This window comes from Plantactinospora sp. ZYX-F-223 (assembly GCF_039649625.1).
In the GTDB taxonomy this organism is placed as follows: Bacteria; Actinomycetota; Actinomycetes; order Mycobacteriales; family Micromonosporaceae; genus Plantactinospora.
On the sequence record NZ_JBDJAV010000015.1, the window covers coordinates 119,632 to 136,003 of the forward strand.

Sequence of the window (16,372 nt, forward strand, 5' to 3'; positions counted from 1 at the left end):
CAGCTCCCCTCGTCGGAAGGCATCCCGCATGGACTTCGACCCCACTCCCGAGCAGCGGCAGCTCCGCGAGGCCGTCCGGGCCCTCGGCCAGCGCTACGGCCACGACTACTTCGTCACCAAGGCGAAGGCCGGCCAGCACACCACCGAACTGTGGGACGAGGCCGGCCGGCTGGGCTACCTCGGGGTCAACATCCCCGCCGAGTACGGCGGCGGTGGCGGCGGTATCACCGAGCTGGCCATCGTCTGCGAGGAGCTGGCGGCGACCGGCTGCCCGCTGCTGCTCCTGGTGGTCTCGCCGGCCATCGCGGGTACGGTGATCGGTCGGCACGGTACCGAGGCGCAGCGCCGGACCTTCCTGCCCGGGCTCGCCGACGGGTCGCTGAAGATCGCCTTCGCGATCACCGAACCGGAGGCGGGCTCGAACTTCCACCGGCTCGGCACGGTCGCCCGCCGGGACGGCGCGGACTGGGTGCTCTCCGGCCGGAAGTGCTTCATCTCCGGGGTGGACGAGGCGCCGTACGTCCTGGTCGTCGCCCGGGTACCCGACGACGGGCCGGCGGAGGGCGACGGCGCGACCGACCGGGGCGGCGGTGGTCGCCCGACGGCCGACGAGCGGCTCCGCCCCGCGCTCTTCGTCGTCCCGACGGACGCCCCCGGGCTGACCATGTCGAAGCTGGAGATGGAGATCGTCTCCCCGGAGAACCAGTGGCTGCTCTACTTCGACGACGTACGGCTGCCCGGTGACGCCCTGATCGGCGGGGAGGCCGAGCCGGGCGACCGGGGCGGGCTGGACGCCGGACTGCCGGCGCTCTTCGCCGGGCTCAACCCGGAGCGGATCACGGTCGCCGCGATGAGCGCCGGCACCGGCCGGTACGCGATCGAACGCGCCTCCACCTACACCGCCACCCGGCGGGTCTGGGGTCGGCCGATCGGCGCCCACCAGGGAGTCTCGCATCCGCTCGCACACGCCGCCGCCCAGGTGGAACTGGCCCGACTGATGATCGCCAAGGCCGCCACCCTGTACGACGCCGGGCGGGACGTCGAGGCCGGCGTCGCCGCGAACCTCGCCAAGTACGCCTCGGCGGAGGCGGCGGCGCTGGCCGTGGACACCGCGATCCAGGTGCACGGCGGCAACGGGATGACCACCGACTACGGGGTGGCCACCCTGCTCGGCGCGGTACGGGCCGGCCGGATCGCCCCGGTCAGCCGCGAGATGATCCTCAACTTCGTCGCCCAGCGCGTCCTCGGACAGCCGAGGAGCTACTGATCACCCGGAGAGCCCATGCTGATGGCAGTCCGGCACTCCGCGTCGATCCGGTTCACCGGGCGTACCCGCCGGCCCATCCCCTCCAGCAGCGAGTCCTCGACGTGGAAGCCGCGGATCCGCAGCCGGTAGCGGGGTAGTTCCTCCTCGGTCGGGCAGAGCACCTGCGCCTCGACCCGGCCGGTCGGCACGTACCGGACGCCGCCGCGCTCCTGGAGGATCACCATGCTGACGTCGTCCACCGTGATCACGTGCCCCCGGATCCGCTCGACGCCACCGGCCTCCGCACCGGGCGCGATCGGCCCGCCGCCCGAGGCCGGCGGGGTGGTGTCGTCGTCGGCGGCCCGGATCGTGGTGACGGTCAGCGGCAGCACCGGAGTGGTGATCACCGGCAGCGCCGCCCAGCAGAGCATCGCCAGTACCGCCAACTGGGCCGTCATGGCGAGCGGCCGGGCCACCACCACCGGTACGGGCCCGGTGACGAGCATTGCCAGCAGCGGCGGGGCCGCGATCACGAGTACCGCGAACGCCTCCCGCTGCTTCCACGCGTCAGCCAGGGTCGGCAGCATCAGCACGGCGTACCCGGCCAGCAGTGCGCCGAGGAGCAGTAGCCGGGGGATCCGGCGCTCGTCGAGCCGGGCCGGGCTGAGCTGGAACGCGGCCGCGAACGCCGGCAGCAGCAGTGGCAGGTAGAGGATCGGCCAGGTGGCGAGCGCGACGGCGAAGCTGGCGATCACCACCCACGGCGGGGTGATCGCCCGCCATCGGGCGAAGATCGGCGGATGCCGGCCGATCCGGTGCGACGGGTTGCGCTGGGCACTGGCCAGCAGCACGGCGCCGATCGCGAAGACCGCGACCAGCCCGGCCGAGACCAGCCGGGCGGCGGTGGTGACCAGCGCGGCGGCCAGATTCACCGGATTCACGTTGGCGACCAGCAGCAGGGTGGTCTGCAACTCGCCGCCGGCCTCCACGCCCAGCCGGAGTACCGAGAAGATCGCCGGCACCCCGACGACCAGCGTCCAGAAGGACTGGCTGGCCCGGGATCTCCGCTCCGCGGCGTCGTCGGCCGCGGACGGCCACCCGACCTCCGACCGTCCACCCCGGTCACCGCCGCCGCTGGAGGCACCGACCACCGGAACGTCGGATTTCGGATCATCGGACGTCGGCAGGTCGGTCGCCGGTAAGTCGGTCGCCGGCAGGTCGTCCGTCGGCAGATCGGTTGACAGGGCATCGGTTGCCGGGACGTCACCGGCCGCCGACCGGCCACTCTCGACGCCACCCCGGCCGGTCGGGGCGGCGGACCGGGGTGCCGTCGACTTCCGCCCGGAGAGGGTCACACCGGCGCCTTCTCGTCGAAGTCCACCAGATCCGGGACGTTCAGCGGCGGCGGCTGCTGACGATCCGGACCGAGCCAGGGCCCCAGGTTCCGGTGGTACGCGCTGAGCCACGGACTCGTCCGGCCGGCGCGCCCCTCCTGGTAGCTCTTGTGCAGGAAGAAGGCGACCAGGTCACGCAGCGCCGGATCGCTGATCGGCACCCCGATGCCGAGTTGCTCGCTGGTGCCGAACGGCATGTCGACGATCTCGAACCTCGCCGGATAGCGGGAGCGGAACCCGGCGAGGATCGTCTCGTCGGAACTCACCGCGTCGTACCTGCCGTCGATGATCCCCTGCACGCAGTCCCGGACGTTCTTGACCACCAGCGTCTTGATGTCGTGTTTCTCGAGTTCGGCCTCGGTGGTCGACCCGCCCCCGACGCAGATCCGCAAGCTGGAGTCGCGCAGGTCCTCGATGGTGCGGATCCGGTTCTTCAGCGCGACCGGGATCATCACCTCCTGCGTGGTGATGAAGTACGGTCCGGCAAAGCTCACCAGCTTCTGCCGCTCCTCGGTGATGGAGAAGCTGGAGACCACCATGTCGACCTGCCCGCTCTGCAGCGCGGGAATCCGGTCCTCGGTGGCGAGCTGCACGAACTCGATCCGCTGGTCCCCGGCGTAGCCGAGCGACGCCGCGACGTACCGGGCGATGTCAATGTCGAACCCGACGTACTTGCCGTTGTCGTCGAGTATGCCCATCAGCGGCTCCAGGGTGGCGACCCCGATCCGCAGCTTGCTCTGGCCGTAGATGTGCGACTGCTTGAGCTTCTCCTGCACCGAGGGGGGTTCGGGACCGCGCTGGCTGTCGCAGCCCGCTCCGGCGGCGAGCAGCAGGGTGAGCACGACCGCCATGGTCGTGCCGAGCAGCCGTAGCCGGCCTCTGGGCGATGTCTCGGTCATGGGCGGACCCCGGTCTGGAAGGGGATGCTAAGCGCCGAGCGTAGCCGGCAACGTCCACTTCGGTAGTCAGCACCACGCGGAGGTCAGCTCGCCGACAGGGCGGGCCCGGTGAGCCGGTCGACGCCCTTGCCCGCCAGGCAGCGGAAGGTCCGCCCGGTCCCGCCGGGCGGCGGCAACACCTCGAAACGCCACGGGGCGACGTCGATCAGGGTGGTGGTGTGCCGGAAGACGGTCGCGTTGCAGACCTGGCGGACGGTGGTGTCGTTCTTCACCGCCGCATGGTCGGCCGGGTCCAGCCCGGGTGGCAGGTCACCCTCGGCATAGGACTCCCAGGTGTGCCGGCCCGCGCAGGAAATCTCGCTGGCCTCCGCCGTCGTGCCCCGGAGCCGGACCGGCCCGAAACACTCCAGCTCGGCCGGGCAGCGGGCGGCCTCGGGCAGCGGCAACTGGCAGCCCGGCAGCGCGCCGGTCCCGACCGGCGGTCGGCTGGCGGTCGGACCGGCCGTCGTCGCCACCGCCCGCCCGCTCGGCGACGGCCCCGGCAGCCCCCGGGTGGCGAGGAACCAGGAACCGCTGCCGATGGTGGCCAGCAGGGCCAGCACGCCCAGGCCGCCGAAGATCCAGTATCGCCGCTTGCGGCGGGGCCGGGAGATGGTGGACTCCGCATCCATCTCCGGCGGGCCGGAACCGGGCCGGGGTGGCGGCGGCGTGTAGGACTTCGAGAGGTAGACGCTGGGCGGGGCACCACCCGAGGTCGGCGCCCCGGAGACGGGGACGCCCGAGACCGGCACGCCGGAGACGGGCGCGCCGGAGGTGGGTGTGCGGGGCGAGGGCGTACCGGCGGGGGCCGAGGTCATCGCGGAGCCCGCCGGGCCGCCGCTCCCGGAGCCGGCGGCGCCGCCGGCCGGCGCGCCGGTGGCACCGGGTGGCCAGGACCCGCCGGAGACCGGAATCCCGGAGACCGGAATCCCCGACACCGGCACGGCGGCGACCACGTTCCGGTTCGGCGTTTTCGGCACGGCCGGCGGATCCAACGGTACGGCGGCAAGCAGGTCCCGCAACTGCTCGGCGGTGGGTCGGTCGGCGGGGTCGTTCGCCATCCCGTAGCGGAGCAGGTCGAGCAGTGGGGCCGGTACGCCCGGCAGCTCCGGGATCGGCTCGGCGAAGAGCTCCAGCAGGGTGAGCAGTCCGGGGTTGCGGTCGGCCTGCCAGCGCGGCGGCTTGCCGTGCATCACCGCGTAGAGGGTGGCGCAGAGCGCGTACACATCCACGGCCGGTGACGGTGGGCTGTGCCGGAACATCTCCGGTGGCGCGTACGCCGGGGTCAGCACCTCAAGGGTGATCGCCGAGTCCCGGGCCTCGGCGAGTACGGCCAGCCCGAAGTCGGCCAGTGCCGGCTCGTTGAACCGGGAGTAGAGGATGTTGGCCGGCTTGACGTCCCGGTGCAGCACCCCGAGCTGGTGGGCGTCGGCGAGCGCGTCGGCGATCTTCACGCCGACGTCGCGCGCCTCGACCGGGCTCAGCGGCGAGGTACGCATCCGCTCGGCGTACGACCCGTCGCAGAGTTCCATGATCAGATATGGGTGCTGGTCCTCGGTGACCCCGGCATCGAAGAGATCGACCACGTGCGGATGGGACGACATCCGGCCGGCCGCCCGCGCCTCGCGGAGGAATCGGCGCTGGTCCCGCTCGCTGTCCAGGGTCCGGTTCTCGACCTTCACCGCGACCTCGCGCCCCACGGACTGCTGGGTCGCCCGGTACACGGTGGCATAACCACCCCGGGCAAATACCTGCAAATCCGTCAGGCCGGGCACGACGGGCAGCGGCAGCGCGCCTGGCGGGGTGTCGGTCACAGACTTGAAAATACCGGGAACATGAGCGGGTTCAGCCCCCCGCACCCGTGGCTGTTACCGGCTGGTTGCCATTCCGGCGCCGGTCGTACCAGAGACCGGCGGCGGTGGCAACCGCACCGAGGCCCTCCCAGAGGGCCACTCCGAAGAACCGTCCCGGCGCCACCTCGGTCAGCACCAGGATGGTGAAGACGGTGAAGGTCAGCAGCCGGAACAGCACGGTGAACCGGAAGAACGACCGCCATTGGGTCCACGCGGCCAGCAGGTAGTAGACGCCCATGTTGAACGAAGCCATCGACGAGGCCGCGACGAAGGTCCGGGTGTAGTCGCCGGCGACCCGGTCGGCCGGTTCGAGCACCTCGAAGCCGAGCATGGCGAGCAGCCATTCCGGCCGGACCAGGCCGACGGCGCCGAGCAGCAGAGCGAGCCCTCCGAAGACGGCGATGGTCCAGCCTGCGGCCGAGCGGGGCAGCCTCACCTGCGTTCCTCCGTGCCGGCGCCAGTCCGCTGTGGACGGCAGTGGATCTAGGCTAACGGCTGCCCGGGCTGGGCGGTATCCCGAAGATCGATGGAATCGAACCCGGCGGCCGGCGCCGTGATCTCCTCAGCGAGCCGCTGCCGGACCACCGCCAGCCCCTCCCGGGCGGCGGTACCCGTCGACGGCCGGGCCAGCCGGGCCCGCAACTCCTCCGCCGCGGCCCGCTCACTGGTCTGCTGCGTCGAGTACGCCAACCGGACCGCCTCCTCGGCCGCCTCGGCCGCCTCCGCCGGCTGGCCCGCCCCGGCCAGTGCCTCGGCGAGTATCCGAACGGCGATCACCCGACTGCGGATGTCCTCGCCCGGAGCCTCCACCGCCTGCCGGGCCCAATCCAGCGCGACCGCCGGCCGCCCGTCGGCGAGCAGCGCGGACGCGTACCGGGCCAGGGCCTGGCGGCGGCTGAACAACACCGACGGCACCGCGCCGGCCGTCGCGATCGGTTCGAGCAGCTTCACCGCGGTCGCCGCGTCGCCGTCGGCCAGCCGGCTCGCGGCGAGCAGCATCCGGGGACCGAGCTGGGTCGGCGCCAACGGGTTGTGCGGCTCCACCGCCGCCAGCACCGCCTCGGCGTCCCGTTCCGCCGCCGCGACATCTCCCCGGTCGAGCGCCACGAACCCGCGCAGGGTGCCGGCGAGCCCGGTAAGCAGCGGGTGCGAGGTGCGCCGGCCGTACCCGAGCGCGTCGGTGAGCAGGTCGGTGGCGTGCTCCGGCTCGCCGACGCCGCGCGCCACCGCGCCGCGTACGACCAGGGCGAAGCCCCGGCCCCAGTCGTCGGCTGCGGCGGCGAAGTCCCGGTACGCTCGCCGCGCCTCGCGGTCGGCCTCGGCGAGTTCGCCCAGTTCAGCGGCGGCGAACGCCTCCACGGCGCGCAGCGTACCCACCGCCCACGCCTCGCTGACCCGCTCGCCGAACGGGAGGAAGACCTGGGCCAGCCGGCGCGCCTCGCCGAGCCGGCCGGCGAGCAGCCGGGCAAACGCGGTGGTACCGCGCAGCCAGGCCCGCCCCACCGGATCGTCGATCTCGGCGAAGAGCCGGGCCGCCCGGCCGAGTACCGCGTCGGTGCCGGCGAAGTCGCCCCGGGTAGTGGTGACCCAGGCCAGGTTCTGGAGTGACCAGGCCTGCCCCCGGGGATCGTCGGCATCCAGATTGACCTGGTACGCCCCGGCGAACCGGCTGCTGGCCTGGCTCAGCCGGCCGCTGACGAAGTCGGCCATCCCGAGCCGCCGCATCGCCGACGCCCGGGGCCCCGGCAGGTTGTGCCGGGTGGCCACCTGCAACGCCTCCTGCCAGGAGCTCACCGCCCGCGCCTGGTCCCCCTGGGCCAGGTGCGCCTGACCGACCACGAGCAGTGCCCCGGCCCGTACGGCGACGTCGTCCCCGGCGTTCGCCCCGATCTTCTCGGCGAAGGCGAGCGCCTCGGCGATCCGCCCCACCTGGAGCAGTGCGCGGGCGTGCACCAGCCGGTCGCCACCGGGCACCGACTCACCGGCGAGCCGGGCGGCCCGCTCGGCGTACTCGACGGCCTGTGCCGGCTCTCCGGCGGCGAGTGCCCGCCGGGCGGAGCGGCCCAGCGCCGCCATGCCGAGCGGCGCCACGTTCCGGGCGGTCGCGTCGGAGCGCAGGCTGACCACGTCGGCGAGCGCGCTGGCCCGCTCGGCATGCTCGGCGATGAAGGCGTCGCGCTCGGCGGCCGGCAGCCCGCTCGCCCCGGCACCGGCCCGGACCGCCTCGCCCGGACCGGTTACCGGGTCCGGCGGCGCGGCCCACTCGGCGAGCGCGGCGTGCCGGTCGGCGAGATCGGCCTTGCCGATGCCGGCGTAGACGGCCTCCCGCATCAGCGGGGTGGCGAAGATGTAACCGTCCCGGTTGCGGTGCAGCATCCGGCGCTGGAGCAGCTCCTCGACGGCCCGCTCCAGCTCGACCGCGACGACCGCGGTCGGCCGCCCCTCGCGCCCGGCCCGCCGCTCGCGCAGCGCCTCCAGCGCACCGGCCGGCACCGTGTCGCCGACCACCGCGGCATCCCGCAGCGCCGCGCGGGCGTCAGGCGGCAACGCGTCGATCCGGGCCGCCAGCACGGCGGCGAGGTCCCGGGAGAGCAGCCGGCTGCCCAGCGAACCGGGCGCCAGCCGCCAGATGCCGGCGGCTCCCACGCCGGTGCCGCCGACCGGACCCCCCACGCCGACCGGGACGGGTGTCGAGCCGCCTCCGTGCCCCGCTCCCCGCGCCTCGTCCGCGCCGACGGTTCCGCTGCTCCGTCCGACCGTTCCGCCGGTCCGTCCGCCGACCGTTCCGCCGGTCCGCTCGGCCGGGGCGGCGGTCCCGGCCGCGTCGGTCAGTACGGCGGAGCCGGCGACACCGGTACCCGGGGCGACGGCCTGGCCGGCGAGGGAGGGCCTGGCCGGAGCCCGGCCCCGCACGGTGGTCAGCGCGCCCCGCTCCATCAGCAGCGTGACCAGCTCGGCCAGATAGAACGGGTTGCCCTGGGCAGTGGCGAGCAGCCGGTCCACGTCGGCCTGGGGCAGCCGCCCCCCGCCGAGGTAGGCGGTCAGCAGCCGGGCGGCGTCCGCACCGCGCAGCGGCGGCAGGGCGTGCACCTCGGCGTCGGCCACCCGGGTCAGCGCACCGGCGGTGCGGACCAGCTCGGGGCGGCCGAGCAGCAGCACCAGTACCGGCCCGGTCAGCCGGGACAGCGTCACGCCGAGCGCGTCGGTGGTCTCCGGGGTGGCGTCGTGCAGGTCGTCGACGATGACCGCGAGCGGGGTCTCGGCGGCGAGCGCGCTGAGCAGTTCGGCGACGGCGGCCGGAATCGCGTCGGCGTCCGGGCCGGGTTCGCCGGCTGACCACTCAGCGGGGCCCGCCGGCACGGTGCCGTGCGCCGGAGGCAGCTCGGCGTAGCCCAGCAGGGCGAGCAGGAGGTCGACGGCGACCGGTGGCGGGTCGGGTCGGTAGCGGGAGAGCCGCTGGCCGAGCCGGCGCAGCCGCTCCTCGACCACCGGCCGGGTTACGGCGGTGGCCGGGCCGTCCGGCAGGCCGACCGCCGACCGGACGAGGTCGGCGAGCGGGGCGAGCCGGCGGCGCTCCCCGAACGCCGCACACTTCACCGAGAGCACCCGGGCGCCGGTGTGCGTCGCGTACCGGCCGGCGCCGACGTCGTAACCGGCGGCCAGCCGTTCCACCTCGGCGGCGAACCGGGACTTGCCGATCCCCGCCTCGGCGGTCATCAGCAGCACCCGGGGCTGCCCCTGGTCGATCACCTCGGCGAGTCGACCGGCGACCCGGCCGATCTCGGTCTCCCGACCGACGAAGGGCGCCTCGTCACCGAGCCCGGACCGGGTGCCGGGCGCGTCCAGCAGGCCCAGCAGCTCGTACGCCTCGACCGGCTCCCGCTTGCCCTTCAGCCGCAGCGGCCGGAGCTGCCGCCAGGAGGCGACCCGCCGGGTGGCCGCTGCCGTCCGGGCACCGGCGTAGACGGCGCCGATCGCGGCGGCGTCGGCCAGCCGGGCGGCGGTGTTCACGGTGTCGCCGATGACGGTGTATTCGATCGACGCCTGGATGCCGGCGACCACGTCACCGGTGTTGAGCCCGACCCGCAGCCCGAGTGGGGCTCCGCCGCCCTGCTCGTCGTCGAGCACCCGGCGTACGGCGCGCTGCATGGAGAGCGCCGCCCGGACCGCCCGCTCGGCGTCGTCCTCGTGCGCGACGGGTGCGCCGAAGACGGCCATGATCCCGTCGCCGGTCAGCTTGTCGACGTGCCCGCCGAAGGTCTTGACCGCACCGGCGAGCGCGGCGAGGACCCGGTCGGTGACCGTACTGACCCGCTCCGGGTCAAGATCCTCGGACCAGGAGGTAAAATCGGACAAATCGCCAAAGAGCACCGTTACCACCCGGCGCTCCGCCTCCGGCAGGGTCGCGGCGGCTGGCAGCGCGACTCCGCAGTTGTGGCAGAACCGCGCACCGGGTACGGCGACGGTTCCACACACCGGGCAGGTCACGGATTTTCCAACCCACCGGCCCCCGGGCCGGATTCCCGGTTCTCTTGATCGAGATAGGCGAGTTGGGCCCGGACGGACCATTCGGCCGCCGACCAGAGCGACTGGTCCACGTCCGCGTAGACCACCGCCACCACCTCGGCGGCGGTGCGCGCCCCCTGGCTGCGGGCCGTGCGGACCTGGTCGAGCCGGGCCTGCCGGTGGGCCAGGTAGAACCGGGCCGCGACGGCGCAGTCGGCCAGCGGCGGGCCGTGCCCGGGCAGCGCCGGCACTCCGGCGAACTCGGTCAGCGTCTCCAGGCTCTCGAGATAGTTCCCCAGGTCGCCGTCGGGGTGCGCGACGATCGTGGTGCCCCGGCCCAGGATGGTGTCGCCGGTGCAGACGGCCCGCTCGTCGCCGCCCTCGACCAGGAAGCAGAGCGAGTCGGCGGTGTGCCCCGGGGTGATCAGCAACCGGATCCGGAGGCCGGCCAGCTCGATCGTCGACCACCCGCAGCGGAAGGTCAGCGGCTCGGCACCGGTCAGCTCCAGAAAGCGGTCCAGCCCCTCGGTGTGGTCGGGGTGGCCGTGCGTGACCAGCACCCCGGCGACCGGCCCGTGCGCGGCCACGGCGGCCAGGTGGCCCTCGTCGAGCGGGCCCGGATCGACCACGACCACCTCACCCGTGCCCGGGACGCCCAGCACCCAGGTATTGGTGCCGTCCAGGGTCATCGGCCCCGGGTTGGGGGCACGGAGCAGCGTCGCCCAGCTCGGTAGCTGGTCGGCCAGCGCCGCCGCCGGCGCGGTCACGTGCCCGGTCATGGCTGAGATGGTACGACCCGCAGGCGAGGGCACCGTGACCTGCCGGTGTCGCCGGTCGGACAGGCCACCCCGGCGTCACCGCAGCACGCAGCGCCGCACCGGTGTCGCCGGCCCGGCTCCGGCAACCGCTCGAACCACCCGGCCCGCCCGCTCCCGGGCGGCCGCAGGGATCCGCCGGGCCGCCCCAGCGCCTAGCTGAGCGGGGACCGCACCCGGCTCCCGGCTCAGGCCACCTCGACGATGACCTCGACCTCGACCGGCGCGCCCAGCGGCAGTTCGGCGACCCCGACCGCGCTGCGGGCGTGCCGGCCCGCCTCGCCGAAGACGGTGCCGAAGAGTTCCGAGGCGCCGTTGACCACGCCAGGCTGCCCGGTGAACCCGTCGGCGGAGGCCACGAAGCCGGTCACCTTGACGATCTTGACGACGCTCTCCAGGCCCACCAGCGCGTCGATCGCGGCCAGCGCGTTGAGCGCGCACTGCGCGGCCAGGTCCTTCGCCTGCTCGGCCGAGACACCCGCGCCGACCCTGCCGGTGGCGAGGAGCTTGCCGTCGCGAAACGGCAACTGGCCGGAGACGTACACCTGGCGACCGGACTGGACGGCCGGTACGTACGAGGCCAGCGGTGGCACCACCTCGGGCAGTACGAGGCCCAGCTCGGCGAGCTTGCCGTGTGGTCCAGCCGTCACGACTTGGCCCGCTTGAGGTACGCGACGAGCTGCTCCGGGTTCGGGCCGGGTATCACCGCCACCAGCTCCCAACCGTCCTCGCCCCAGTTGTCGAGAATCTGCTTGGTGGCGTGCGTGAGCAGCGGCACCGTGGCGTACTCCCACTTCTGCATCGCTAGAGGTCTCCTCGTCTCGGGCTTGTCGGCGACAGCCTACGGGCTGCGGCCACCGAGGTACGCGTACGCCTCCCGATCGGTGGGGCGGAGCTGTCCCGGTCCCGCGCCGGACCGTGGCTGCCCCGGTTGGCCGGGGCGATATACCCTCGCCGGGGCGGGTCGCCACAGTTCTGCCGCCGTACCTTCCGACCACGCCAGCCCTCCCGACCCGCCGGCCGGCGCCTTGACCACCGCATCGGGGCCCTGCGGGGATTGGGGAGACCATGAGGCAACCGTCCGACGGCGACGAACCCGCCCGCCCGCCGGCCGAGTCCTCGCCGCATTCCGGGCCCACGGGACCAGTCCCGGACATCGAGCCGACCGAACCGGCACCGCAGGCCGAACCGACCGAACCGGCACCGCAGGCCGAACCGACCGAACCGGCACCGATCGGCGTGCCGGAACGATCGACCGGCGGGCCGGCCGGAGCGACACGCCCGACCGAGGTTCCGGCGCCGGCGGAACCCTCGTCCGAGGTCGCCGCGCCGGTCGACGCGTCCGCCAACACGCCGTCCGACGACGAGCGGATGGGGCCGACCTCTCCGGCCGAGACCGCAGAGCCGCCGTCCGCTCCCGCCGATTCCGGTGCCCCCGACACGCCGGAGTCCCCCACCCGAGGGCTCGCCCCCGAGACCTCAGCCGTCCCGGACCTCCCGGAGACGGCCACCCGACGGCTCGACCCGGAGACCCTGGTCCTCCCGGATCCCCCAGAGGTACCGACCCAGCGGATCGTCCCGGCATCGCCGGCCGCCACCGCCGCGACCGGAGCGCCCGCCCCGCCGGCCCCCACCGAAGCGGGGGCCGCGCTCCCCTCGACCGAAGCGGCAGCTCCGCTGGCCCCGACCGGGCCGTGGGCGTCGCCGGTCACGGCGGCTTCCGAGCCTGTCCCGCCGACGCCGGCCGGGCCGATGCCGTACGGGCCGCCGATCTCGGCCCCGCCGATGTCCGGCCCGCCGATCTCGGCCCCGCCGATGTCCGGCCCGCCGATCTCGGCCCCGCCGATGTCCGGGCCGCCGATGTCCGGGCCGCCGATGTCGGCGCCGCCCGGATACGGTCCGCCGGGACCGGGACAGCCGATTCCGGGACAGCCGATTCCGGGACAGCCCGGTCCGGGCGGATACCACCCCGGCCAGCCCGGGCCGGGCCCCGCCGTATCCGGTCACCCGGCACCTCCCGGCCATCCGGCGACCGGACCCGCCACACCGCCGAGGAAGCGGCGCGGTCTCATCATCGCGTCGATCGCGCTGGCCGTGACGCTGCTGCTCTGCGTGGTCGGCGGGGTCTCCGCCTTCCTGCTGGTCCGCGGCGCGGAGCGGGGCGCGGGGGCCGCGGATCCGGTGGTCGCCGTGGACGAGTTCCTGACGGCGGTCTACAGCGAGCGGGACGCCGGCCGGGCGGCCAGCCTGGTCTGCTCGGCCGCCCGGGACGACGACGAGATCGCCGCGAAGATCCAGGAGGTGGCGGAGTTCGCCGGGCGGTACGACGCCGCGCGGTTCCGGTGGGCCACGCCCAAGGTCGACGAGCAGACCGAGGAACGGGCCCTGGTGTCGACCAGACTCACCATGACCACCGGCGACGAGCGGTCGGTGGACCAGCAGTTGACCTTCGTGGTGGTACGGGAGACCGGGTGGTGGGTCTGCGATGTCATCTGACCGGCCGGCTGGTCGGGCTCCGGGCTGGTTAGGCTCGGAGGGTGCGAGCGGGCGAGGAGTCGGGCGACCGGGCGGGCGCCCTCCGGGCGAGTGCCCGGTGGCCGGCCCGGCTGCATGTGGTCACTGGTAAGGGCGGGACCGGCAAGACGACGGTCGCCGCCGCCCTGGCGCTGGCACTGGCGAGCGGTGGTCGCCGTACGCTGCTGGTCGAGGTGGAGAGCCGGCAGGGCATCGCCCAGCTCTTCGGCACCGACCCGCTGCCGTACGAGGAGCGGTCGATCGCCACCGCACGCGGCGGCGGTGAGGTACGCGCCCTGGCCGTCGACTCCGAGGAGGCGCTCCTCGAGTACCTCGACATGTTCTACAAGCTCGGGGCGGCCGGTCGGGCGCTGCGCAAGCTCGGCGCGATCGACTTCGCCACCACGATCGCACCGGGGCTGCGGGACGTACTGCTCACCGGCAAGGTCAAGGAGGCCACCACCCGGACGGCCGACAAGCGCCGGGTGTACGACGCGGTGGTGCTGGACGCCCCGCCGACCGGTCGGATCGGCCGGTTCCTGAACGTCACCGCCGAGACCGCCCGGCTGGCCAAGGTCGGCCCGATCAAGACCCAGAGCGAGGGGGTCGCGGCGCTGCTCCGCTCCCCGATGACCGCCGTACACGTGGTCACGCTGCTGGAGGAGATGCCGGTCCAGGAGACGATCGACGCGATCGCCGACCTGAACGGCCTGCGGATCCCGGTCGGCCGGCTGATCCTGAACGCGACCCGCCCGCCGTTGCTGGCCGGCAAGGTCACCCAGGCCGAGCTGCGCCGGGGGCTGGCCGCGGCCGGCCTGCCGACCGACCGGGCGACCGTCGCCGGCCTGCACGCCGAGGCCCGCGACCAGCTCATCCGGCGTGAGTTGGAGGAGTCGCTCCGGGCCGACCTGGTCGAGCTGGGGCTGCCCCTGGTGGAGCTGCCGCTGTTGGCCGAAGGGGTGGACCGCACCGGTCTGGACGTGATCGCCGACACGCTGCTGGCCGCCGACTGAATCCGGACTCCGGTCGGACCCTGGTCGGACTCCGGCCGGGGGCCCGGCCGCACTCCGGTCGGACCTCGCCCGGACCGAGCCGGGGGCGCCGGCGCCAACTACGGCCGCTTCCGCAACGCCGGCCGGGCCTGGAAGGCGGCGAGCAGGCCGGGCCTGGAAGGCGGCGAGCAGGCCGGGCCGCCGAGCGAGAGGGCGAGCGCGGGCCCGGACAGCCGATTGACTCACACCTGAGTGGCACCACGCCGTCCGCGCGGCACTGTGCCGATACGCTCGGTTGGTGCGTCCCGATCACCCAGCACCGGAGCTGGACATCGACCAGATCCTCGCCGATCCCGGCGTCCGGATCGTGGTCTGCTGCGGCTCGGGCGGGGTGGGCAAGACCACCACGGCCGCCGCACTCGCGCTCCGGGCCGCCGAGCGGCACGGCCGGCGTACGGTGGTGCTGACCATCGACCCGGCCCGGCGGCTGGCCCAGTCGCTCGGGTTGAGCGAGCTGGACAACACCCCGCGGCAGGTCAAGGGGATCGACGTCGAGACCAGCGGCGGCGAACTGCACGCCATGATGCTGGACATGAAACGGACCTTCGACGATGTGGTGCTCGCGCACACCGATCCGGCGAAGGCGGCGGAGATCTTCGCCAACCCGTTCTACCAGGCGATGAGTTCGACCTTCGCCGGCACCCAGGAATACATGGCGATGGAGAAGCTGGGCCAGTTGCACGCCCGGGACGAGTGGGACCTGATCGTGGTCGACACCCCGCCGTCCCGGTCCGCCCTGGACTTCCTCGACGCACCGGCCCGGCTCTCCCGGTTTCTGGACGGGCGGATGCTGCGGTTGCTGCTGGCGCCGGCCCGCAGCGGTGGGCGGAGCATGTTCAGCCTGGTCACCGCCTCGTTCGGGATGTTCTCCCGGGTGGTGCAGAAGGTGCTCGGCGCCCAGTTGCTCACTGACCTGTCCGGTTTCGTGGCGGCGCTCGACTCGATGTTCGGGGGTTTCCGGCAGCGCGCCGAGCAGACGTACCAGGTGCTCCAGGCACGGGAGACGGCGTTCCTGCTGGTCGCGGTGCCCGAGCCGGACGCGGTCCGGGAGGCGGCGTACTTCGCGGGGCGGCTGAGCCAGGAGCGCATGCCGCTGGCCGGTCTGGTGCTGAACCGGGTGCACCGGCCCGCGGTGGAGCGGCCGACCGCCGCCGAGAGCCTGGCCGCGGCCGAACGGCTGGTGGAGGTGGGCGGGCACGAGGCGACCGTGGAAACCCTGCTGGCACATGCCGCGCTCAGCCAGCAGGCGGCGCGGGAGCGGCGGGTCGCCCGGGTCTTCACCGATGCCTTTCCGGCGGTACCGACGGTTGCGGTGACGGCTCAGCCCGCCGACGTACACGACGTCGACGGGCTGCGCACGATCGGTGCCGCGATCAGCCGGCGTTGACGAGGACCTTGTCCTTGTTCTTCAAGGCCGCCTCGAACATCTTGCGCCAGCTCGCCACCTGCGGGTGACGACGCAACAGAGCCCGGCGTTCCCGCTCGGTCATGCCGCCCCACACGCCGAACTCGATGCGGTTGTCGAGCGCGTCGGCCAGGCACTCGTACCGCACCGGGCAGCTGCGGCAGATCCGCTTCGCCACGTTCTGTTCGGCGCCCTGCACGAACAGCGCGTCAGGATCACCGTTCTGACACGCTGCCAACGTGGGCCAATCTGTGATCATGCCCATCTGTTCCTGTCCCCCCTTGCAGTCCCGCTACCGACCAGAGCCGGTCAGCCGGCGATACCCCCCGGCCACCCGTGCCGCCCTCCCCCGGGCACCACGGACGACATGCGTTTCTCTCGCTCGACCATCATGCTCTGTAGTCAACTGATTACGCAACGTTGTTAGCCAAATCCGTCAACCCGGACATTCCTTGGCCCTTCGTCCGGCAATCCGGCCCTGACTACCCGGCCGCGATCAGCGAAAACGCTGCGGAGACTTCCCGGAGGGAGGAGACTCTGCAGCAAGGAGCCCGCAACCGCGCACCAGGGGTCGTGCGTTTAACACAACGAGGCCAGCGCCCGCAGGAAATGGGGAAAGTACGCAGGGCGCGACCTCTGTGTCGATTCA

At 73.7% G+C, this 16,372-nt stretch carries 12 protein-coding genes and 1 pseudogene; 4 read left to right on the forward strand and 9 right to left on the reverse strand.

Features of this window, described 5'->3' with window-relative positions; genetic code table 11:
* Nucleotides 1–28: 28 nt before the first annotated feature.
* Nucleotides 29–1,267 (forward strand): acyl-CoA dehydrogenase, encoded by a 1,239-nt coding sequence (locus AAH979_RS17215; protein ID WP_346259111.1) that lies wholly within the window; start codon nt 29–31, stop codon nt 1,265–1,267.
* Here the strand turns inward: AAH979_RS17215 and AAH979_RS17220 are convergent.
* The 8 genes and pseudogenes from AAH979_RS17220 to AAH979_RS17255 form a co-directional block, all read right to left on the reverse strand.
* A complete protein-coding gene (locus AAH979_RS17220) occupies nt 1,261–2,601 on the reverse strand; it encodes a hypothetical protein (protein ID WP_346259112.1) in 1,341 nt (446 codons plus the stop codon). The genes AAH979_RS17215 and AAH979_RS17220 overlap by 7 nt on opposite strands.
* Nucleotides 2,598–3,539 carry a transporter substrate-binding domain-containing protein gene (locus AAH979_RS17225; RefSeq protein WP_346259113.1) on the reverse strand — a complete coding sequence of 314 codons (942 nt, stop codon included), beginning with the start codon at nt 3,537–3,539 and terminating at the stop codon, nt 2,598–2,600. Before AAH979_RS17225 ends, AAH979_RS17220 begins: the two co-directional genes overlap by 4 nt.
* Before the next feature lie 83 nt (nt 3,540–3,622).
* Nucleotides 3,623–5,392: a serine/threonine-protein kinase gene (locus tag AAH979_RS17230; RefSeq protein ID WP_346259114.1), complete on the reverse strand. Its 1,770-nt coding sequence runs from the start codon at nt 5,390–5,392 to the stop codon at nt 3,623–3,625.
* A 31-nt stretch (nt 5,393–5,423) separates the two neighbouring features.
* The gene (locus AAH979_RS17235; protein WP_346259115.1) at nt 5,424–5,867 is read right to left on the reverse strand and encodes a hypothetical protein; all 444 of its coding nucleotides are present in this window, start codon (nt 5,865–5,867) and stop codon (nt 5,424–5,426) included.
* 764 nt (nt 5,868–6,631) lie between these two features.
* A pseudogene (locus tag AAH979_RS17240) lies at nt 6,632–9,919 on the reverse strand (adenylate/guanylate cyclase domain-containing protein); the annotation flags it as partial.
* Nucleotides 9,916–10,716 (reverse strand): MBL fold metallo-hydrolase, encoded by an 801-nt coding sequence (locus tag AAH979_RS17245; RefSeq protein WP_346259116.1) that lies wholly within the window; start codon nt 10,714–10,716, stop codon nt 9,916–9,918. The gene AAH979_RS17245 and the pseudogene AAH979_RS17240, both read right to left, overlap by 4 nt.
* Nucleotides 10,717–10,940: 224 nt before the next feature.
* Nucleotides 10,941–11,402 (reverse strand): RidA family protein, encoded by a 462-nt coding sequence (locus AAH979_RS17250; protein WP_346259117.1) that lies wholly within the window; start codon nt 11,400–11,402, stop codon nt 10,941–10,943.
* The gene (locus AAH979_RS17255; RefSeq protein WP_130465462.1) at nt 11,399–11,554 is read right to left on the reverse strand and encodes a DUF4177 domain-containing protein; all 156 of its coding nucleotides are present in this window, start codon (nt 11,552–11,554) and stop codon (nt 11,399–11,401) included. Before AAH979_RS17255 ends, AAH979_RS17250 begins: the two co-directional genes overlap by 4 nt.
* A 266-nt stretch (nt 11,555–11,820) precedes the next feature.
* On the opposite strand from AAH979_RS17255, the gene AAH979_RS17260 reads away from it, so the two are divergent.
* The 3 genes from AAH979_RS17260 (at nt 11,821) to AAH979_RS17270 (ending at nt 15,705) form a co-directional block, all read left to right on the forward strand.
* Nucleotides 11,821–13,248 (forward strand): hypothetical protein, encoded by a 1,428-nt coding sequence (locus AAH979_RS17260; protein ID WP_346259118.1) that lies wholly within the window; start codon nt 11,821–11,823, stop codon nt 13,246–13,248.
* Between the two features lie 41 nt (nt 13,249–13,289).
* Nucleotides 13,290–14,279 (forward strand): ArsA-related P-loop ATPase, encoded by a 990-nt coding sequence (locus AAH979_RS17265; RefSeq protein WP_346259119.1) that lies wholly within the window; start codon nt 13,290–13,292, stop codon nt 14,277–14,279.
* Between the two features lie 274 nt (nt 14,280–14,553).
* Complete coding sequence (locus tag AAH979_RS17270; RefSeq protein WP_346259120.1) at nt 14,554–15,705, forward strand: ArsA-related P-loop ATPase; 1,152 nt, start codon at nt 14,554–14,556, stop codon at nt 15,703–15,705.
* Here the strand turns inward: AAH979_RS17270 and AAH979_RS17275 are convergent.
* Entirely contained in the window at nt 15,692–15,988 is a 297-nt protein-coding gene (locus tag AAH979_RS17275) for a WhiB family transcriptional regulator (RefSeq protein ID WP_101369108.1), read from the reverse strand. The two genes, AAH979_RS17270 and AAH979_RS17275, sit on opposite strands and share 14 nt — an antisense overlap.
* Nucleotides 15,989–16,372 lie beyond the last annotated feature (384 nt).

Excerpts from the sequence above, each read along its gene's own strand:
- AAH979_RS17215 (WP_346259111.1), top strand. The coding sequence starts at position 29 with ATGGACTTCGACCCCACTCCCGAGCAGCGGCAGCTCCGCGAGGCCGTC.
- AAH979_RS17225 (WP_346259113.1), bottom strand. The coding sequence starts at position 3,539 with ATGACCGAGACATCGCCCAGAGGCCGGCTACGGCTGCTCGGCACGACC.
- AAH979_RS17245 (WP_346259116.1), bottom strand. The coding sequence starts at position 10,716 with ATGACCGGGCACGTGACCGCGCCGGCGGCGGCGCTGGCCGACCAGCTA.
- AAH979_RS17255 (WP_130465462.1), bottom strand. The coding sequence starts at position 11,554 with ATGCAGAAGTGGGAGTACGCCACGGTGCCGCTGCTCACGCACGCCACC.
- AAH979_RS17260 (WP_346259118.1), top strand. The coding sequence starts at position 11,821 with ATGAGGCAACCGTCCGACGGCGACGAACCCGCCCGCCCGCCGGCCGAG.
- AAH979_RS17275 (WP_101369108.1), bottom strand. The coding sequence starts at position 15,988 with ATGGGCATGATCACAGATTGGCCCACGTTGGCAGCGTGTCAGAACGGT.